Raw genomic sequence first — 20,420 nt, 5'->3', positions numbered from 1 at the left:
CTCCTATGCCACCGCACTTGCGTGCGATGACCATTGTGCGTCAGTATCCGTCTCTGCTTCGAGGGCGGTTTCCCCCGATTTGTCGCCACGTCCGGCGGTTGCTGCAAGCGCACCTGCCAGGATCTCTGCGACGCGCTCGGCATCGGCAACCGACCTCAGCATGGGCTCAGGCTGCTTGATCTTCCATGGCCGAGCATGCGGCCACAAAGCATAATAAGCGACACGGTGGTTGGGAGAAAGAACGAGCGGAATGTCGCCAATTCCCTTTCCGTGGAGCCGCAATGCAGCCGATTCCACCGCCGCAAAAGGGATGTTGAGCGTCATCGGCAACACCACGCCGCTGCGGATGACCAGACGCTTCTCGGTGATCGTGTAGACCGTGGTGCGGGCGATCAGCCAGCCATAGACGGTGAGAATAAGAACCGCGAGAGCGGCGACCGGCAAAAGCCAGGTCGCCGACAGGATCGCGTCTTTTGCCGTTCCCCCCGCCGAGAGAGCCAGGACGGCACGCAGGGCGAGAAGAACAGCAAAATAGACGACGAGCGTTGGAAGGTGGAAGACGCGCCGGGCAAGACTTGCCCAGCGCGGTTCCCCCTGCCAGAGGATCCGTTCCCCCTTCGGCAAGCGCTGAGGCAGGCCGCGGATAGGCTCGGATTCGTATTCGTTCACAGCAGCGGCTCCTGCCGTGCCGGCGTCGCATAAAGAGTACCACCGGCGAAGTAGCCCTGAATACGGTCTTCTTCCACCATGGTGATGCTGTTCGGGCTGGCCGTACGCGGCGCATCGGCGAACTGCTTGGCAATCAAGGAGTTCACGCGAATCTGACGCTGGCGCGCGTTGAGGGTCGACATCACAAACGGAACCAGCACAGTGCCGGCACCATCGAGCGCGACCTCAAGATAGCGGATCATCACGTCGGAACGATCGACCCACACGTCTTCAACGCTACCCACGACTTCACCGTCGGCTGCGATGACGAGCATGCCCCGAGGATCTGGATCCTTCGGATCGAGATAGAAGCTCTCGTCGCTGGACAGCGGCACGATCTTCGGATCGCCGTCGAGCGTCAGCTCAGGTTCATGGGCACGATCGGCATAAGCGGCCGGCCCAACGCCATCGACCAGCGGATTGCCGACGGGACGGAACGGAGCGCCGTTAGACGGGCCGGCCGGCGTCAGACGCACGTCGCGGTCGTCGCTGCGGCCGGACTGTGCCGTGCCACCGCCATGAAGTTTGAAGTATTTCGGTGCCGGTGCGTCGGGGAACCCGACGATCCGTTCTTTGGTCTCACCGCGTTCCGCAACAAGCGGATAACCTTCGCGCTTATCTTCGCGACGAAGGTAAATGATGAGACCGGCAAAAAAGATCCAGAACGCATAAAGCGTCATCTGGGCCACATCCATATACCCTGTAAGTGCTCCGGCGGGCATTGATAACCTCCATTGACAACGGCTAGCCGGGAAACTCAGCTAGACCGAAGGACGATGATGGATCGGAGCGTGTTCGCCCCCCCGACCCCACGAGCGGCCCGATCGCCACGAGAGTGACGGCGAGCAGCGCGATTTCGAAATGGTAGACAAAGCTGTAGCCGGTGGCCGGGCTCGCGAGAGCCGGCCCGAGAACGCCTTGTTCTGCCAAAGTGGAGAAGGTGTCGCGAACGACGCCACCGAGCGCGATCGCGAGCCCTGCAGCGGTCGCCTGAACAGCGCCCCAGGCGCCAAGCGCGAGACCGCTTTGCCCATTCTCCGATAAGTCCATAGCGGCGGTGAGCGTGCCGACCGAGAAGAGGCCGCCGCCGAAGCCGATGATGATGGTTCCGACCCGGAAAAGCATCGCTGATTCTAAAGGTGCGGCGAAGATCACCGCGGCGAATGCGACAACGCCGGCAAGCGCGCCATAGGCTGCAAGCTTGTGCGGATCCTGACCGCGTCCGAGACTGCGTGCGGCGATGGCAAATCCAATGAGCGAACCTCCGGCGAGGAGGGCCGTCAAAGTCGTCGTCCCGCTCACGGTGAGGTGCAGGACCTCTCCGCCATAAGGCTCCAGCAGAATATCCTGCATGCTGAATCCAGCGGTGCCGAGGCCGACTGCGATGAGGAGGCGGCTTGCGCGTCCGCCTTTGGCGAAGGAGCCCCAGGCCTCGCGGAAACTGGTTCTCGGCGTGTCTTTGGCGGTGAGCGCGGGATTGCGCGCCTCCTGCTTCCACAAAGCGACGATGTTCAAGACCATCGTCAGGAAGGCAGCGCCCTGAATGACCTGGATGAGCCGGAACGGGCTGAAATTGTCGAGAAGCACACCGAAGACGAGGGCGCTCACCATCATGCCAAGAAGAAGCATGACGTAGAGCAGCGCCACGACGCGCGGGCGGGACTCAGCCGGCGCGATGTCGGTTGCCAGAGCAAGGCCTGCCGTCTGCGTCGTGTGTAGGCCGGCGCCCACGAGAAGGAAGGCGAAGGCGGCCCCGGCCTGACCTGCAACAATAGCCGGTCCCTGGCCCTCGGAAAGAACCAGAAGCGCGAATGGCATGATGGCGAGACCGCCGAATTGGATCAGCGTGCCCATCCAGATATAGGGCACACGCCGCCACCCGAGCAGCGAGCGATGCGTGTCCGACTTGAAGCCGATAAGGGCGCGGAACGGCGCGAAGACGAGCGGCAGCGACACCATCAAGGAGACGAGCCAGGCATGCACGCCCATCTCCACGATCATGACGCGGTTCAAGGTGCCGTTCAAAAGCACCACCGCCATGCCGACGGAAACCTGGAACAATGACAGACGCAGAAGACGGCCGAGCGGGAGTTCGGCCGTTGCAGCATCTGCAAACGGCAAAAAGCGGGGGCCGAGACGGCTCCACGCGGCACTCACCGAATTGTTCAGCCGCTTCATGCGGGCACGAGCTCCATAGCCTGTGACGTATAAAATCCGCTTACGATACGACGGCTTCGACCCGGCCGCCATGCCGTTAGCTCAGGTGTCGCAGCGACCAGCTGGCGCAGCCGCGCTTCGCTGATCGGTTCGATGGATGGTGCGCGGTCGCTGCGCGGGAAAAAACGCCCTGCCATGTGCATGGCCGCGAGCAGCGCTGTGCGAGGTGCGAAGGTGAAAACCACCCCCTGCCGTGCGCGCGCCGCCAGCCGGGCGAGGATGTTGGCAAGATCCTGGTCGCGGTAGTGGATGAGCGAATCCATACCCACGATGAAGTCGAAATCGCCAAGTGCGGGATCAAGCATGTCACCGACGTGGAAATCGATCCGCTGAGCCTCCGGCTCGTCCTTGATGCGCTCCTGCGCAAGGGCGACGAGCGAGGGCGACAGATCGATTGCGACGATATCGCCGCCGCGGCGCGCCGCTTCCAGTGAAAGCGCGCCGGTTCCGCAACCGGCATCCAGAAGCCGCACCCCGGAGAGATCCTCCGGCAGATAGCTCAACAAGGTCGCCCGCATCTGGTCGCGGCCGGCGCGCACGGTGGCCCGGATTCGGCTCACCGGCGCGTCGGACGTGAGTTTGGACCAGGCATCGGCCGCGGTGCGGTCGAAATAGGTCTCAAGCTCTCCGCGGCGCTCCAAATACGAGGCTGTTGGCATCAATCGAATCCCAGAAAATCGAAGATCTCGCGATCTTTCATCGGTGTTGCTGCAAGCGGCTCGACGCCTGCCCAGAGCTGAGCGGCAAGACGCAGATATTCGTTCTGCACCTGCTCCAGTTCGGGGGAGGGCTCCATTTCGAAAAGCGTCGACTTCTTAAGACGGCTGCGCCGGATCGCGTCGAGATCCGGCAGATGCGCCAGACGCTTAAGTCCGGTCGCCGCGTTGAAGCGGTCGATCTCGTCGGTACCAGCGCTGCGATTGGCGATCACGCCGCCGATCCGAACATCGTAATTCTTCGCCTTCGCGAGGATCGCCGCGGCGATCCGGTTCATCGCGAAGATGGAATCGAAATCGTTGGCGGTGACGATGAGCGCGCGCTCGGCATGCTGCAGCGGCGAAGCGAAACCACCGCAGACCACGTCGCCCAGAACGTCGAAGATCACGACGTCGGTATCTTCCAGGAGATGATGCTCCTTGAGAAGCTTCACGGTCTGGCCGACGACATAGCCACCGCAGCCGGTTCCGGCAGGTGGCCCGCCGGCCTCCACGCACATGACGCCGTTATAGCCTTCGTAGACGAAGTCTTCGACGCGCAGCTCTTCGGAATGGAAGTTCACAGACTCCAAAACGTCGATGACCGTCGGCACGAGGCGCTTGGTCAAGGTGAAGGTCGAATCGTGCTTCGGGTCGCAACCGATCTGCAGAACCCGTTTGCCGAGCTTGGAAAATGCCGCAGACAGGTTCGACGAGGTCGTCGACTTGCCGATCCCGCCCTTGCCATAGACGGCGAACACTTTGGCCGTGTCGATGTGGATCGATGGATCGAGCTGGACCTGAACGCTGCCTTCTCCGTCCTCGTTCTTCGCGATCGGGGGCATCGGTCTCAGAGGGATGTTCATGCGGCTCTCTCCACGGGTATGCCTTCGAGCTGGTCTTCCAGTTCTTCGCCCGCCTGCCGCAGGGCTTCCACCACGGCCTCGTCGGGTTGCCAGTACTGGCGCTCATGTGCCTCCAAAAGCCGGTGCGCGACCTTAGCCGACGCGACCGGATTCAGGGCGGCCATGCGCTGCCGCATTTCCGGATCAAGCACGTAAGTCTGCGTGATCTGCTGATAGATCCAGGGCGCGACCTGGCCGGTCGTGGCGGACCAGCCCATCGTATTGGTCACTGCGGCCTCAATCTGGCGCACGCCTTCATAACCGTGCTTCAGCATGCCCTCGTACCATTTCGGGTTGAGCATGCGGGTGCGGGTTTCGAGCGCAACCTGCTCCGAGAGCGAACGAACCATGCCTTCCGAACGGGTCTGGTCGCCGATGTAGACGGGAATCTCGCCGCCCTTGGCCTTGCGCACCGAGCGGCTGATCCCGCCAAGCGTGTCGAAGTAGTGATCGACGGTGGTGACGCCGAGCTCGACCGATTCGAGGTTCTGGTAGGCAAGCTCGACATCGCTGAAGATCGTCTGCAGAAGAGCGGCCTGCTGCTTGGGTGCGCCCTGGCGTCCGTAAGCGAAGCATTTGCGCTTCGCATAGGTGTCGGCGAGTTCGTCCTCGTCTTCCCAGCGCCCGGAATCGAGCAGCATGTTGACGTTGGAGCCATAGGCGCCGTCGGCGTTGGAGAAGACGCGCAAAGCCGCCGTCTCCAGGTCGCATTGATGCTCTTCCTGATAGCGCAGCGCGTGCTTGCGCACATAGTTCATTTCAAGCGGCTCGTCCGCCGTGGCCGCGAGATACGCGGCTTCGGCAAGCAGCTTGGTCTGCAAGGGAAGCAGGTCGCGGAAGATACCAGACAGCGTCATCACGACGTCGATGCGCGGCCGGCCGAGATCTTCCAAGTTGATGAGGGCGGCGCCGCAGAGACGCCCGAAGCTGTCGAACCGCGGCCGTGCGCCAAGCAGAGCCAAAGCCTGAGCGATCGGACCGCCTTCGCTTTTCAGATTGTCGGTGCCCCACAAGACCATCGCGACCGATTCCGGGATCGGATGTCCGTCTTCGACATAACGGTCGAGGAGGCGTTTCGCCTGACGGGCCCCATCCGTGACGGCGAAGGCGCTCGGCATGCGGAAGGGATCGAAGCCATGCACGTTCCGACCCGTCGGCAGAATTGCCGGTGTGCGCAGAAGGTCTCCACCAGGGGCAGGGCGCACAAAGCATCCGTCGAGGGCGTGGATGAGAGACGGCAGTTCGTGATCTTCCGACAACAGCTTGTTGGTCGACGCAAGCTCCTCGAACATTCCGATGTTTGCTTCGTTCTCGTCCATACCGCCGACGACCAGCGCCTGCCTGGGCTGCCGCCCGGCAACGAGCGCCTCGATAGCTTCCTTCTCCGGCTTCGTGCCGAAGCGAGCCTCGGCAACGGCCAGGAGGAGATCAGCACGTTCTTCCGCCGAAGGAGGCTCGCCGATGATGTGCAGGCCGTGCGGGATGAGGCTGTATTCAAGGTCGAGAATTGCCTCGCTCAGCTTTGCAGTCTCCGCTGCTGGATCGTCCCAGGCGGGCTCGGCGGCCGCCAGGTCAAGCTCCGCGGCCTGAGCCTGAATGAGCGGTGCGAGCTGCTCACGCTCCTTCATGTCGTCCGGCGGCAATGCCCTCCAGCGATCAAGCGATGCTTTGAGATCGAGAAGGCCGCGATAAAGCCCGGCCCGGGCCACGGGCGGAGTGAGGTAGGAAATCAGCGTCGCTGCAGAGCGCCGCTTGGCAATGGAGCCTTCCGACGGATTGTTGGCAGCATAGAGATAATAGTTCGGCAGGTCGCCGATCAGCCGGTCGGGCCAGCAGGCATCGGAAAGCCCCGTCTGTTTGCCCGGCATGAATTCAAGCGCGCCATGCATGCCGAAATGCAGAACGGCGTCGGCACGAAAATCTTCGCGCAGATATCGGTAGAAGGCGGAGAAGGCGTGCGTGGGCGCAAATCCCTTCTCGAAGAGAAGCCGCATCGGATCGCCTTCATAGCCGAAGGCCGGCTGCACACCGACGAAGATATTTCCGAGCTGGACGCCGAGGACGAAGATCGAGCTGCCGTCGCTTTGCTGCCGCCCGGGAGCCGGACCCCACTGGGCTTCGATCTCTTTCAGATAGCGCTCGCGCTTCACGTGATCGTCGGTCGCGATGCGGTCATGCACATTGGCGTCCGTGCCGTAGCGGCTCGCATTGCCCTTCAAAATCATGTCCCGCAGGGCATCGACGCTTTCCGGCACGTCGACCGTGTAGCCGGCTTCCTTGAGGGATTTCAGTGTGTTGAAGAGAGAATTATAAACCGAAAGGTAAGCCGCGGTGCCGGTGGAGCCGGCGTTTGGCGGGAAATTGAAAAGGACGACGGCGAGCTTTCGCTCCGCGCGCTTCGCGTGGCGAAGCCTGACGAGCTTGTCGACACGCGAGGCCAGCATTTGAGCGCGCTCGGAATGCGCCTGCATATCGCGGGTCTGTTCGGCATTCTCCGAACGACCGCCGAAGAGCATCGGACCGGTGGCACCATCGAGTTCAGGGATCGCCACCATCATGGTCGTTTCGACCGGAAGAAGGCCGCGGTCGGAGCCCTCCCACTGCTCAAGCGTCTGGAATTCGACGGCCTGTGCCGAAATGTAGGGCACGTCGAGATGCGCCAGCATCTCTTCAGCCGCCTTGGCGTCGTTGTAGGCGGGGCCGCCGACAAGCGAGAAGCCCGTCAATGAAACGACGGCATCGACGACCGGACGCCCGTTCGGCAGGAAAAACGCTTCAACCGCGGGCCGGCTGTCGAGACCGCTCGAATACGCCGGCACCGCCTGAAGGCCATGGGCCTCCAGCGCATCAATCACTGCGTCGTAATGGGCGGTGTTTCCGGCAAGCACATAGGACCGCATGATGAGGAGGCCGACGCGGCCTCTGCGCTCCTTGGACGGAGAGGGTAGGGCTTCCAGCCGCTCCGTGATGCGTCCCTTGAGCCGCGGATGATAGAGCCCGACCTCCGGATAATGCACCGGCGGCTTGGCCTTCAAATGGTGGCGCAGCTGTTTGCGCGGGCCCTCGGCATAACGCTCGACGAGAAGCCGCACCATGTTGACGATATTGTCTTCCGAACCGGCGAGCCAGTACTGAAGAACCAGGAAGTAGGCGCGCACATCCTGGGCCGTACCCGGGATGAAGCGCAGAAATTGCGGGATCCGGCGCAGCATCGCCATCTGCTTGGCGCCCGAACTGGCAGCCTGCTTGGCGCCTTCCTTGTCGCGTTTTTCCGAGCCACGCAGCCGCTTGAGAAGCGCGAGCGCACCGCCCTGCGAGCCGTCCATCTTGAAGCGGCCGATGCGGGTGAGGCGGATCACTTCGCCGGCCGACATGAAGCCAACGATAGCGTCGCATTTGTCCTGCCGCGCCTTCAAGGCGGGCATCACGGCCTGAATATGATCTTCCATGAAGAGCATATTGGCGAGGATGATATCGGCCTCGGCGATGTCCGCCTGGCAGCGGCCGAGCGCGGTCGCATCGTCACCCCATTCCGTGGCGGCGTGCAGATTGAGGATGAGACCGGGAATCTCTTTCTGGAGAATAGGGCGTGCGCGCTCGACTGCGCTCGCCAGATGGCTGTCGAGTGTCACGATGACGACGCGCAGAGGCGTCGCGTTATCGGCCGAAATGGGCTTTGGCATCGTAGAGTGTCTCAACTGTAATCGTCGCTAAGCCGCGTTCTTCGGCGAAACGTTCGGTATTGCGGCGCGCCTTGCCGCGGACGAAGAACGGTATTTTGCGCAGTTCCTGCTCCGCTTCCGCCGCCCAGGTGACACCTTGGGCGACGCTGACAATCTCGGTCTTTTCGACCTCCGCTTCTTTGATCTGAGTCGGGTCTTGCGCCGGTGCGGCGCCGTGCCCCAGATGCGACGGCTGGACCTCGTCGTGAAATTCGAAGTCGCCACGGAACATGCCGAGAAGGTGCTCTTCGAGGCCCATCATCAGAGGGTGCACGAAGGTGTCGAAGATCACATTGGCGCCTTCGAAGCCCATCTGCGGCGAATAGCGTGCCGGAAAATCCTGGACGTGAACCGGTGCCGAGATGACGGCGCACGGCACGCGCAGCCGCTTGGCGATATGGCGCTCCATCTGGGTTCCGAGAACCAGCTCGGGATGAAGCTCCGCCACCTTCTCCTCGACCTCGAGATAATCGTCGGTGATGAGCGCTTCGACGCCATAATGTTCGGCGGCGGCGCGCACGTCGCGGGCGAATTCACGCGAATAGGTGCCAAGGCCCACGACCTTGAAGCCGAGCTCCTTGTCGGCAATGCGCGCGGCGGCGACGACATGTGTCGCATCGCCGAAGATGAAGACGCGCTTGCCGGTGAGGTACGTGGAATCGACGGAGCGCGAGTACCACGGGAGACGCGACGGGGCGCCCGCGAGAACGGCAGTCGGGTCGACGCCCGCGATCTCGGCGACTTCCTTGACGAAGTCGATCGTGGCGCCGAAGCCGATCGGCACGGTTTTCGTCGCCGGCTGGCGGAACGTGCGTGTGAGCCACCCGGCGGCCGTCTGCGCAATCTCCGGATAGAGCACGACGTTGAAATCGGCTTCTCCGAGCCGCGCGATATCGGCGGGAGTGGCGCCGAGCGGTGCGGTCACGGCGACATCGATTCCAAGGCGGTCGAGAAGGCGGGTGATCTCCGCCACATCGTCACGGTGCCGAAAGCCGAGAGCCGTGGGGCCCAGCAGATTGCATCGTGGCCGGCGGCCCGCGTCCCGCGGCGGTCTTTCCGAGCCAGGCGCCGGCGCATGCGGGCCGGCGAGGGCCCGAACGAGATGATAGAAGGTCTCGGATGCGCCCCAATTTTCCTTCCGCTGATAGGAAGGTAGCTCCAGCGGAACAACGGGGATCGGCAGGGCCAACGCTTTGGCAAGCCCGCCCGGATCGTCCTGAATGAGCTCAGCCGTGCACGAAGCCCCGACCAGCATCGCCTGCGGCTGAAAGCGCTCGTAGGCCTCACGTGCCGCGTTCTTGAAGATTTCAGCGGTATCTGTGCCGAGGTCGCGCGCCTCGAACGTCGTATAGGTAACGGGTGGGCGCTTGTCGCGCCGCTCGATCATCGTGAACAGGAGATCGGCATAGGTGTCGCCCTGCGGTGCGTGCAGGACGTAGTGGATGCCTTCCATCGCGGTTGCGATGCGCATCGCCCCGACATGCGGCGGCCCCTCGTAGGTCCAGACCGTCAGCTGCATCTCACACCTCCAATCGCGCGGCGCGATTGAGCGGACGCGCGAAGAGTTCTGCAAGATCGCCAGCCTGCTCGTAACCCTGGATCGGCGTGAACACGAGCTCGATCGCCCATTTGGTGGTCAGCCCTTCCGCCTCCAGTGGATTGGCGAGGCCGAGCCCGCAAACCGTCAGGTCCGGGCGTGCGGCTCGAGCCCGGTCGAGCTGCCGGTCGACGTCCTGGCCTTCCGACAAGACCGTGCCGTCGGGCAGCAGATCAAGCTCTGCCGCGAGATTCTGACGATGCAGATAGGGGGTGCCGATTTCGGCGATCCGCATCGACAGCTCCCGCGACAGAAACCGTGCAAGCGGTATTTCGAGCTGTGAATCAGGGAAGAAAAAGATGCTCTTGCCGGCGAGCTGCTGTTGATAATGCGACAGCGCGCGTTTGGCACGCTCGCGGCCGAGGGCCGTTACAGCGGTAAACCGACTCTCGTCGACGCCGAAGCAATCCGCTGCCGCCTTAAGCCATGCCGTGGTGCCTTCGGCGCCGAAGGGATAGGGCGCCTGCAGAGCCTGTGCCCCACGCTTTTCCAGGACTCGCCGCGTCTCGGCAAGATAGGGCTGCGCCATCAGGAAACGGGTATTGGGTCCAACCGCGGGCAGCTCTGTCGACGATCGCGGCGGTAGGAAGCCGACTGGCCCTATGCCGAGATCGTCGAACAGCCGCCGGAACTGGTCTTCCACGACATCGGCGAGGGAGCCGACGACGAGGAGCGAGGCCGGAGCTCCCGCAGGAGCTTCAGGCATTTCCGGGACAAGGGCAGCGAGGCACGCATCCTCGCCCTGAGTGAAGGTCGTCTCGATGCCGCTACCCGAATAATTCAGAATGCGCGTCGTCGGCGCGAATTTCTCGTTGAGGCGGCCAGCGGCGCGCGACAAATCGAGTTTGATCACTTCCGACGGGCAGGAGCCGACCAGGAACAGAAGCTTGATTTCGGGGCGGCGCGCCAAGAGCTGCGTCACCACGCGGTCGAGCTCCTCATTGGCATCGGCCATGCCGGCGAGATCGCGCTCCTCAATGACTGCGGTGGCAAATCTCGGCTCAGCGAAGATCATCACGCCGGCAGCCGACTGCATGAGATGGGCGCAGGTGCGAGATCCGACGATCAGGAAAAAGGCGTCTTGGATCTTGCGATGCAGCCAGATGATGCCAGTGAGGCCACAGAACACTTCGCGCTGGCCGCGCTCGCGCAGGACCGGCGCCTCACTACAGCCCGTCGTGACACGTGCGACGCCGGCTGGGTTCATCGTGCGAACTCCATATCCGTCTTGGTCGCGGCCGCCGCATCGCGATTCGCCTGCTCCTGCAGCCGCGCAGCACGCAGCTTCAGAACGAACTGTGTCGCGTTGATTACGTATGCGAGATAGGCGGCGAGCGCCAAGATCATCTGCCCCCAAGCATCCAGGAAACCGGTCCAAAGCGCGCCGAGATAGGCCGTGTGAAGGGCCAGAACGAGCATCGAGAAGACGTCTTCCCAGAAGAAGGCCCGCGCAAAGAGATAACGGCCGAAGACCACTTTCTCCCAGATCGAGCCTGTGATCATGATCGTATACAGGACAGCGGTTTTGACGACGATGGACGCGGTTGCGACAAAATACCCTTGGCCTGTCGTCAAATACCGGACCACAAGGGCTAAACTGATGAGAAATACGAGGAATTGAATCGGCGCCAGCACACCCTGAACCAACGTCCAGGAGGTCGTGTCACGCCGCCGACGTTCTTCCTCTGTATAGAGAGAAACAATTGTTTTATTTGGTGTTTTCACCGCGCCCCGTCTCCCCAACCGGCACAACGTATGGCTGACTCTAGGGCTGCGGCTCGGGCACTGTCAACAACACTAGACGTAAATCTTACTTTACATTTTGGCGGGATGGGGCGTAGCCTCCGGCTCTATCGCGGAAGGTCCGAAAGTGCTTAAACTCGCGCGTCGACCGGCAGAGGTTTAAAACCTCCGTCGGGAATGCAGCCGCCCGCAAGTGAGGCGGCGCACGAGCCGTTTTTGGCCAGTTTGAGCTCGGGGGGTGCGAGAGATGGTCGACCTTAGGCAACATACTGAGGACCGTTGCGGAAGCTGGGACGGGAACCGGCCGTGGGACGATGTCCCTATGCGTGCGATCGAGGTCTCAGACGTTGAAGCGGTGTCCAGTGCGAGCGCCTGGAGCGGTCGCATTCTCACGACGATCGAAGGTGAGATCATTCCGCGTTTGATGCTTGCCCACCGCGTAGGTTGGGGCGAACCACATCTCAATTGCGTGGAGGGCACCGGGGTCGATGACGTCGATATCGACGAATTTGCCCGGCTCCTGGTCGCGCGTGATGCGAGTGTCGCCTTCGCCTATATAGATATGGCGCGCGCGCGCGGTGTCGGGCTCGAGGCGCTTCTGCTTGAGCTGATGGCGCCTGCAGCAACACGGCTTTGGGATTTCTGGAACGAGGATCGCTGCGATTTCGCCGAGGTGACCATCGGCATGTCGCGGCTTCAGCACCTTCTGAGGGAGCTCGGTCCGGCTTTTTACAGTCAGTCGGCCGATTGCGGCGACGGCCGGCGTATCTTGCTCGCCTCTGCGCCGGGTGAACGGCATTCTTTCGGCATCTTTTTGACGGAGGCCTTCTTCCGTCGCGGTGGCTGGGATGCGTCTGTCGAGCTCGATGCGAACACCGCCGATCTCGTCGGGATCGTCAAGCGCGAATGGTTTTCAATGGTCGGGTTGTCGCTTTCGAGCGCGCGTGGGATCGACGATCTGGCGGCGACGATAAAGGCGATCCGCCTGGAATCTCGTAACAAATCCATTGCTGTGATCGTTGGTGGACAGATCTTTATGGAGCATCCGGAGCTTGTGGCGTCGGTAGGTGCCGATGTAGGAGCGACGGATGCGCGCAGTGCAGTGTCGCAGGCCGAGCGTATGCTCGGGCTCCTAACTATGCGTTGCTGATGATTCACGCCTGATGCGGGACTAAGTGCAACAGATGGACGGCTTGGTTACAAAATCAGCCCCAAGCGAGTTCGCGGCCCCGCATAAGTCGGTCGGAGACCTGGACGCCGAGATCGCCGGAAAGCTCATTGCCCACGCGGCAGACATCGCCCTCGTTCTGGACAAGGATGGCGTCGTTCAGGATCTCGCCTTTGGCGACGAAGAATTCTCTCACGAAGGTGTTTCGGACTGGGTTGGAAAGGCGTGGCGCGATCTCGTCACGCCCGAAAGCGAAAACAAAGTCGCGTCTCTTCTGAATGAGGCAGGCGCGAAAGGTGTTTCGCGCTGGCGCCAAGTCAATCATCCGTCGAACCGTGGTGCCGATGTCGCGGTGCGTTATTTCGCCATGCAGGTGGGCGGCGGCGAGCGTTACATCGCCATCGGTCGCGATTTGCGTCCGGTCTCCGCGCTGCAGCAACGGTTGATCGAAGCGCAGGTGGCGCTGGAGCGCGAGTATTCGCGCCTGCGTCAGGCAGAGACGCGTTATCGCCTGTTCTTCAAGATGGCTTCTGAAGCCGTTTTGATCATCGACGCCAACAGCCAGAAGGTCGTCGAGGTCAATCCCGCCGCGAGCCGGCTGCTCGACCATTCTCCAGAACAACTTGTCGGAGCGCCGCTGCGGAAGCTTTTTGCCGACGAATCCGAGCGCGGCGTGCAAGCCCTGCTCGCGATGGTGCGGGCTGCAGGCCATGCCGAGGATGCGCGTGTGCGGCTCCCCTTCAGTGACCAGGAGTGCATTCTCTCCGCTTCGCTCTTCAGGCAGGAATCCTCAGCCCATTTCCTCATCCGCCTGTCGCCGGTCGACGGCGAGAGAGTGAAGCAGGACGCGGGGACGACCTCGCTTCTGATGGATATCGTGGAGCATCTGCCGGACGCCTTCATCGTGACCGATCCCGATCGGCGTATCCTTGCGGCCAACATCGCCTTTCTCGATCTGGCGCAGACGGCGAGCCTTGAGCAGGTTCGTGGAAAGCGGCTGGAGCGTTGGGTCGGGCGGCAGGGGATCGAACTTGACGTTCTCATCGCCAATCTCCGCGAACATGGCTCGGTTCGGCATTTCCGGTCGATCCTGCGAGGCGAATACGGCTCTGTCGTCGATGTCGAGGTCGCCGCGGTTTCGGTGCTCGAAGGGGAGCAGCCCTGCCTCGGCTTCGTCCTTCGCGATGTCAGTGCGCGGGTCGAACGAGAGCGCCCGGCCGCCAGGCAATTGCCCCGCTCGGTCGATCAACTGACAGAACTCGTGGGACGCGTCCCTCTGAAGGATCTCGTGCGCGAAACCACCGATGTGATCGAGAAGCTCTGCATCGAAGCAGCACTCGAGCTGACCGGCGACAATCGCGCTTCGGCCGCTGAAATTCTCGGCCTCAGCCGGCAAAGCCTCTATTCGAAGCTTCGCCGGTACAACCTCGTGGACTTCACGCCGGAAAACGGCAGCGACCACTGAACCGCATGGATGTATTCGGATAGGTCCGTGAGACTTGTGAGACGCCTCAGGCTTTTGCCGAAGCAAGAAACTCCTCGAAGCTCGCGAGGAAGGCCTCAGGCTGCTCGAAATAGACCATCGCGCCGGTCTTGAACGGCTTCACCGTCCAATTGGGTTGCGCACGCAGCCAATCGACCTCGGAGAAATCCTGAAAATCCCCGCGAGTGCCGTGCGCAAGGAAGATGGGCAGCGTCAGCTTCTCGTAGATGCGCCTGATATCGTTGGCGAAGAGGCGCCCCGAAACGAAGTTGTAAGGCGCGTGACGGGCCCCGTCCTGATGCGTCGTCTCATAAGCGTAGTTGAAAAGCCCCTCGTCTATGTCCTTGCTGCCGAAGGTCTTTTCAAGGAAGAAGCGAATGCTCGGACGGGTGGTGAGAAGGCGAAAAGCGCCCTTACTCCAAAGCGGCACCGTGAGGGTTTCATAGAGAAACGGCACCTGCCGCGTCGACCCTTCGGAGCCTTTGCGTTTGCTCGAGCCTGTCTCGAAACCCGTCGGCGTGACGAAGGTGAGGCTGCGGAGCCCTTCCTGCCTCTCGGTCGCTGCGCGTGCCAGAAACTCTGACGACAGGGACAGCGCCATCGCGTCGATGGCGCGCGAACCGGTTTCCGCTTCGATGAGGTCGAGGATGTCGTGGACCGCGTCGACGAAAAGCCGAATGTCGTAGGTCCGGTCGGAGCGATCTGAGAAACCGAAACCTGGAAGATCGACAGCGTAGACCCGGTGCCGCGCTTGTGTGTGCATGAAGACCGGCCGCACTTCATAGGCCGAGCCCGCGGCGTTGATGCTGTGGATGAGGAGGAGGGGGGTCCCTTCACCTGCGACATAATAGGAGAGGCGCCCGGCGCGTCCCGTGATCTCGCGCCGTTCGGCGGGGAAGGCCTCAGGTAGCGAGGGCATCGGCGCCGCGGGTCGGCTTTCGCTCACCGGCGAGACGCTCCTCGCGGCGGGCGCTGGGCCCATGGGAGCGCCATTGCCTGATGATGCGCTGCCTTCAGTTTCGTTCTGCGATGTCATCGCCTTGTCCTCACTCGTCATCCGCTCCGCCGTTTTGCTCTGCAACATTCGGGATGGTCTCGCAACGTCCGGCAGTGACGCGGGTTCCCCGCCTCCGGGGGGCGCGAGATTCCGCCGCGGGGGCGAGTGTAAAGTTGAGTTGACGGTGCGCGAGGTGGCCAATACTGTTCCGCCATGTCTCGCTCGGCTTCAATTGCATCCGATACTTTAACGCGCCCGAAACCTGCGGCTGTGCTCGAATTGTTGAAGCCGATCACATGGTTCGCTCCCATGTGGGCGTTCGGCTGCGGCGTCGTTTCGTCAGGCGTTCCGATTTCCGAACGCTGGCTGGTGATGGTGGCCGGCATCGTGCTCGCGGGGCCTATGGTCACCGCGACGAGCCAGGCTGCGAACGACTGGTACGACCGCCATGTCGACGCGATCAACGAGCCCAACCGTCCGATTCCGTCTGGCCGAATCCCTGGCCGTTGGGGCCTTTATATCGCACTCATTTGGACGGCCCTGTCGCTCGTCCTCGCATCGTTCCTCGGCATTTGGGTGTTCTGGGCGGCCGTGGTCGGCCTCATTCTTGCCTGGGCCTATTCGGCGCCGCCGTTCCGGCTGAAGAAGAACGGCTGGTGGGGCAATTCGGCGGTCGCGGCCTGTTACGAAGGGTTGCCGTGGTTCACCGGCGCCGCTGTCATGGTGGGCGGCCTCCCGGATTGGCGGATCATCACGCTTGCCGCCCTTTACAGCCTCGGCGCCCATGGGATCATGACCCTCAACGATTTCAAAGCCGTCGAGGGTGACCTCAAGATGGGGATTCGGTCGCTGCCGGCACAGTTGGGTGTCGCGCGCGCCGCAAGGTTTGCCTGTTTTGTCATGGCTTTTCCGCAAGTCATTGTGATCGCACTTCTGTTTTCGTGGGGTAAGCCGATTTACGCGGCCGCGGTCTGTGTCTCCCTGCTCGTACAATTCGCACTGATGGCGCGCCTCCTGCGTGAGCCGAAAGAGCAGGCCGCTTGGTACAACGCCACCGGCACCACGCTTTATGTGCTCGGCATGCTGATTTCGGCTTTTGCACTGCGTACGATTGGAGCGTGATATGCAGGCAGCCACGCTGGGCTGGGTCAGCATCGTCCGTCTCGGACTGGTGCAGGCAGCGCTCGGGGCTATCGTTGTCCTGACGACGTCGACCTTGAACCGGGTGATGGTTGTGGAGCTTGCGCTCCCGGCCACTTTGCCCGGCGCTCTCGTCGGCATCCATTACGCGGTGCAGATGCTGCGCCCGCGTTGGGGCTATGGTTCGGACATCACCGCCCGCAGAACGCCCTGGATCGTCGGCGGTATGGCCGTCCTCGGGGGCGGCGGCTTCCTGGCTGCGGTCGCAACAGCCTGGATGACCGTCAATCTCGCCGGCGGAATCGCGCTGGCCGTCATAAGCTTCTTTGCGATCGGCATTGGCGTCGGTGCGGCCGGCACCTCGCTTCTGGCCTTGCTCGCAGCGAAGGTCGATCCCGGCCGTCGCGCGGCGGCGGCGACCCTCGTCTGGGGCATGATGATCGTTGGTTTTGTGGTGACGGCGACGTCGGCCGGCCATTTCCTTGACCCGTTTTCTCCGCAGCGGCTCGTCGCCGTGACGGGTGGGGTTTCTCTCGCTGCCTTCCTGGTGACCCTCGTGGCCGTCTTCGGCGTCGAAAAGCGCGTTGCCAGGCCCGATGATGCGCATCCCGCGGGCAGGGACGGGGGGGAGGAAAAGCCCGCCTTCCGTCAGGCGCTGAAAGAGGTGTGGAGCGAGACGACTGCGCGTCGCTTCACCATCTTCATCTTCGTTTCGATGCTCGCGTATAGCGCCCAGGACCTCGTTCTTGAGCCTTTCGCGGGAACGGTCTTTGGAATGACGCCGGGCGAATCGACGAAGCTCGCCGGCGTCCAGCACAGTGGAGTTCTCGTCGGCATGCTGCTCGTTGGCGCGCTCGGGAGCAACGTGCTCGGCCGCCGCATCGGCACCATGAAAAGCTGGACCATCGGAGGCTGCTTCGCCTCCGCCCTGGCGCTCTTCGGGCTGGTCACGGCAGGCTTCTGGGGCCCCGACTGGCCGATCAGGGGCTCGGTCTTCTTTCTGGGTGCGGCAAACGGCGCCTTCGCTGTTGCCGCCATCGCGTCGATGATGGGCCTGGCGGGTGCCGGGCGTGAGCGCCGCGAAGGTGTGCGCATGGGCCTGTGGGGTGCCGCGCAGGGTGTGGCTTTCGGCCTTGGCGGATTCCTGGGCACTGTGGCCATTGATACGACACGCACGATCTTCGCTTCGCCGGTGCCGGCCTATGCCATGGTTTTTGCGATCGAAGGCGTGTTCTTTGTGATTTCGGCCTGGCTTGCATATCGGGTCGATCGCGCGGGCGAGGTGATCTCGGCACCGCTGGATGTGACGGCCGTGGGCGAGGAGACGCTCGCCGGTTTAGGGGGACGGTAATCATGCCTGAGAGCAAAACATACGATGTGGTCGTCGTCGGTGGTGGCCCGGCTGGCGCGACGGCTGCGACCGATCTTGCCTCCAAGGGGCATTCGGTTCTGCTGCTCGACAGGCAGGGCCGCATCAAACCGTGCGGTGGCGCGGTCCCGCCACGCCTTCTGCGCGATTTCAACATTCCGACCTCGATGCTCGTCGCGCAGGTCTCCTCCGCGGAGATCGTCTCTCCGACGGATCGCCGGGTGAACATGCCGATCGAGGGCGGCTTCGTCGGCATGGTCGACCGCGAGCATTTCGACGAATGGCTACGTCAGCGTGCGGCTGAGGCTGGCGCGGAGCGCTGTGCCGGCACGTTTGAAGCCTTCGACCGTGATACCGACGGGGTGGCCCGCATCCATTACCGGCCGAAAGACGGAGGACGCGACGCGTCGCTGGATGTCGTGCGGGCACGCGCCGTGATCGGCGCGGACGGAGCGAATTCCGCCGTCGCGCGCGAGGCGGTGCCGCGGGCGGGCCGGGTGCCTTACGTCTTCGCCTATCATGAGATCGTGCGTTCGCCCCAAAACGGCGCGGCGCATTTCGATCCAAAGCGCTGCGACGTCTATTACAATGGCCGCATGTCGCCGGATTTTTACTCCTGGGTTTTCCCTCATGGTGACACCACGAGCATCGGCACCGGCAGCGCCAATAAGGGCTTTTCGCTGCGCAACGCTGTCGCTGATTTGCGCGGTATCACGGGCCTCGACGCGGCCGAGACGATCCGCAAGGAAGGTGCGCCGATCCCGCTGAAGCCCCGCCGGAAGTGGGACAACGACCAGGATGTGCTTTTGGCGGGCGATGCCGCCGGCGTCGTGGCGCCGGCTTCCGGCGAGGGCATTTATTACGCCATGGTCTGCGGCCGCTTCGCCGGCGAGGCGGTGGAAGAGTTCCTGCGCACCAACGACGCGAAGGCGCTCGCAGGTGCACGTAAGCGCTTCATGAAGGAGCATGGCCGGGTCTTCTGGATCCTCGGGATCATGCAGTATTTCTGGTACAAGAACGACAAGCGGCGCGAGCGCTTCGTGTCCATGTGCGCCGATCCGGACGTGCAGCGGCTCACCTGGGAGGCCTATATGAACAAGAAGTTGGTGCGTGCGCGTCCGGGAGCGCATCTGCGCGTCTTCTTCAAAGATGTGGCGCATCTCCTTGGCCTCGTGCAACCGGACGAGGCGGGCAAGATCGGTCCTCGTCGCCGCGTCTCCTGATCGTCGTCGGAGCCGCGCTTATGGCCGGGCTCATCGAGAGCGGTCGGGTTGCCGACTTCATCCTTCTTCTGGTGGTCGTTGAGGCTATCGGACTTGTCTATTTCTATCGGCGGACCGGCCATGGCGTTCGCCCACTCGATCTCCTCATCAATCTTGCGGCCGGCGCGACGCTGATTTTGGCGTTGCGTGCCGCACTGGTGGATGCGGGCTGGCAGGCGGTCGCTTTCTTCCTTGCACTCGCGGGTCTTGCCCATCTCGGCGATCTCGTTCGCCGCTGGCGGTGAGCGGACCTGAATCGGCCTTCGTTGACTTCGCCTCGGCCTGACGGCTAAAGCCGGCGCCTTGAAGCGAGGTTCTGATATGCACGATAAGATTCGCATCGGCGTCCTTGGCGCCTCCGGCTACACCGGCGCCGATCTGGTGCGTCTCGCGGCGCGCCACCCGCATGTCGAGATCGTTGCGCTGACCGCCAACACCCATGCGGACAAGGAGATGGGGGCGGTGTTTCCGCACCTCGCGATCCTCGATTTGCCGCGTCTCAAAGCCTGGGAAGAGGTCGATTGGAGCGAGCTTGATGCCGTTTTCTGCGGGCTCCCACACGGAACGACGCAGGAGATTACCGCGGCTGTTTTGAGCGCCAATCCAAAAGCGCGCATCATCGATATGTCGGCCGATTTCCGTCTCCGGGACGCGTCCGTCTATGCTGAGTGGTATGGCCACGAGCATCGTGCGCCGGAGCTTCAGGAAGAGGCGGTTTATGGCCTGACCGAGCATTACCGTGCCCTGATCAAGGATGCCCGGCTGATCGCCTGTCCGGGCTGCTATCCGACCGCCGTGCTGATGGCGCTTCTGCCGCTCGTGCGCCAGGGCATGATCGATGCAAGCGATCTCATCATCGATGCGAAATCGGGCGTGACCGGTGCCGGCCGCGGTCTCAAGCAGAACACGCTTTTTGCCGAGGCGGGCGAGGGGCTGTCACCCTACTCCGTCGGCAAGCATCGCCACGCGCCGGAGATCGAACAGGAAATCGGCGTTGCCGCGGGAATGCCGGTCACGGTGAATTTCACGCCGCATCTCATCCCGATGAGCCGGGGCGAACTCGTCACCTGTTATGTGCGCCTTGCCGAAGGTGTCTCGGCCAACGACCTTCGCCAGCGGCTCGTGGAGGATTACGCGCCGGAGCCGTTCGTGCATGTCCTGCCGGAAGGGGGCATTCCCCAGACGCAGAACGTCCGCGGCTCGAATTACGTGCAGATCGGTGTTTTCCCCGACCGCATTCCCGGGCGCGCTCTGGTCATTGCCGCAATCGACAATCTCGTCAAAGGCTCCGCCGGCCAGGCCCTGCAGAACATGAATGTCGCGTTCGGCCTCGAAGAGGGCGAAGGCCTCCTGCAGTTGGCGCTGTTTCCTTAAAAGCCTTCTTGGGCGACATGAAAAGAGCCCGTCCGGGTCT

17 protein-coding genes are annotated in these 20,420 nt (G+C 62.7%); 7 read left to right on the top strand and 10 right to left on the bottom strand.

Annotated features, from left to right (window positions below; all coding sequences use genetic code 11):
- Positions 1-3: 3 nt before the first annotated feature.
- Genes puhB through bchF form a run of 9 tightly spaced genes read right to left on the bottom strand, consistent with a single transcriptional unit; the run spans position 4 to position 11,596 of the window.
- A complete protein-coding gene (gene puhB, locus J2R99_RS16335) occupies positions 4-669 on the bottom strand; it encodes a photosynthetic complex putative assembly protein PuhB (protein ID WP_307155438.1) in 666 nt (221 codons plus the stop codon).
- Positions 666-1,430, bottom strand: coding sequence for a photosynthetic reaction center subunit H (puhA, locus tag J2R99_RS16330; protein WP_307155437.1), 765 nt, complete (start codon positions 1,428-1,430; stop codon positions 666-668). Before puhA ends, puhB begins: the two co-directional genes overlap by 4 nt.
- Positions 1,431-1,452: 22 nt before the next feature.
- Positions 1,453-2,886, bottom strand: coding sequence for a BCD family MFS transporter (locus J2R99_RS16325; RefSeq protein WP_307155436.1), 1,434 nt, complete (start codon positions 2,884-2,886; stop codon positions 1,453-1,455).
- Positions 2,883-3,584: a magnesium protoporphyrin IX methyltransferase gene (bchM, locus tag J2R99_RS16320; RefSeq protein WP_307155435.1), complete on the bottom strand. Its 702-nt coding sequence runs from the start codon at positions 3,582-3,584 to the stop codon at positions 2,883-2,885. Before bchM ends, J2R99_RS16325 begins: the two co-directional genes overlap by 4 nt.
- Positions 3,584-4,486: a ferredoxin:protochlorophyllide reductase (ATP-dependent) iron-sulfur ATP-binding protein gene (bchL, locus tag J2R99_RS16315; RefSeq protein WP_092814956.1), complete on the bottom strand. Its 903-nt coding sequence runs from the start codon at positions 4,484-4,486 to the stop codon at positions 3,584-3,586. Before bchL ends, bchM begins: the two co-directional genes overlap by 1 nt.
- Positions 4,483-8,208: a magnesium chelatase subunit H gene (locus J2R99_RS16310; protein WP_307155434.1), complete on the bottom strand. Its 3,726-nt coding sequence runs from the start codon at positions 8,206-8,208 to the stop codon at positions 4,483-4,485. Before J2R99_RS16310 ends, bchL begins: the two co-directional genes overlap by 4 nt.
- On the bottom strand, positions 8,183-9,766 hold the full coding sequence (gene bchB / locus J2R99_RS16305) for a ferredoxin:protochlorophyllide reductase (ATP-dependent) subunit B (protein ID WP_307155433.1): 1,584 nt from the start codon (positions 9,764-9,766) through the stop codon (positions 8,183-8,185). Before bchB ends, J2R99_RS16310 begins: the two co-directional genes overlap by 26 nt.
- A gap of 1 nt (position 9,767) precedes the next feature.
- Positions 9,768-11,051: a ferredoxin:protochlorophyllide reductase (ATP-dependent) subunit N gene (locus tag J2R99_RS16300; protein WP_307155432.1), complete on the bottom strand. Its 1,284-nt coding sequence runs from the start codon at positions 11,049-11,051 to the stop codon at positions 9,768-9,770.
- Complete coding sequence (gene bchF, locus J2R99_RS16295) at positions 11,048-11,596, bottom strand: 2-vinyl bacteriochlorophyllide hydratase (protein WP_370872392.1); 549 nt, start codon at positions 11,594-11,596, stop codon at positions 11,048-11,050. The genes J2R99_RS16300 and bchF overlap by 4 nt, the downstream gene beginning before the upstream one ends.
- Before the next feature lie 313 nt (positions 11,597-11,909).
- Here bchF and J2R99_RS16290 point away from each other — a divergent pair, with 313 nt between their 5' ends.
- Positions 11,910-12,737 carry a cobalamin B12-binding domain-containing protein gene (locus tag J2R99_RS16290; RefSeq protein ID WP_307155430.1) on the top strand — a complete coding sequence of 276 codons (828 nt, stop codon included), beginning with the start codon at positions 11,910-11,912 and terminating at the stop codon, positions 12,735-12,737.
- Between the two features lie 34 nt (positions 12,738-12,771).
- Positions 12,772-14,220 (top strand): transcriptional regulator PpsR, encoded by a 1,449-nt coding sequence (gene ppsR, locus J2R99_RS16285; RefSeq protein WP_307155429.1) that lies wholly within the window; start codon positions 12,772-12,774, stop codon positions 14,218-14,220.
- 46 nt (positions 14,221-14,266) lie between these two features.
- Here the strand turns inward: ppsR and J2R99_RS16280 are convergent, their stop codons facing one another.
- The gene (locus J2R99_RS16280) at positions 14,267-15,157 is read right to left on the bottom strand and encodes an alpha/beta fold hydrolase (protein WP_307155428.1); all 891 of its coding nucleotides are present in this window, start codon (positions 15,155-15,157) and stop codon (positions 14,267-14,269) included.
- 291 nt (positions 15,158-15,448) lie between these two features.
- Between J2R99_RS16280 and chlG the strand changes: the two genes are divergently transcribed.
- From chlG to argC, 5 genes are all read left to right on the top strand, one after another.
- On the top strand, positions 15,449-16,357 hold the full coding sequence (gene chlG, locus J2R99_RS16275) for a chlorophyll synthase ChlG (protein WP_307155427.1): 909 nt from the start codon (positions 15,449-15,451) through the stop codon (positions 16,355-16,357).
- Position 16,358: 1 nt separating this feature from the next.
- Positions 16,359-17,726 (top strand): BCD family MFS transporter, encoded by a 1,368-nt coding sequence (locus tag J2R99_RS16270; RefSeq protein WP_307155426.1) that lies wholly within the window; start codon positions 16,359-16,361, stop codon positions 17,724-17,726.
- Between the two features lie 2 nt (positions 17,727-17,728).
- Positions 17,729-18,967, top strand: a complete 1,239-nt coding sequence (locus J2R99_RS16265) for a geranylgeranyl diphosphate reductase (protein ID WP_307155425.1) — start codon at positions 17,729-17,731, stop codon at positions 18,965-18,967.
- Between the two features lie 20 nt (positions 18,968-18,987).
- Positions 18,988-19,251, top strand: a complete 264-nt coding sequence (locus J2R99_RS16260) for a hypothetical protein (protein WP_307155424.1) — start codon at positions 18,988-18,990, stop codon at positions 19,249-19,251.
- A gap of 76 nt (positions 19,252-19,327) precedes the next feature.
- Complete coding sequence (gene argC, locus J2R99_RS16255) at positions 19,328-20,380, top strand: N-acetyl-gamma-glutamyl-phosphate reductase (protein WP_307155423.1); 1,053 nt, start codon at positions 19,328-19,330, stop codon at positions 20,378-20,380.
- Positions 20,381-20,420: the final 40 nt, after the last annotated feature.

This window comes from Rhodopseudomonas julia, assembly GCF_030813515.1.
GTDB classification, from domain to species: domain Bacteria; phylum Pseudomonadota; class Alphaproteobacteria; order Rhizobiales; family Afifellaceae; genus Afifella; species Afifella julia.
Note: the sequence above shows the minus strand (reverse complement) of the source record. Positions and strands in the feature narration are given on the sequence as shown.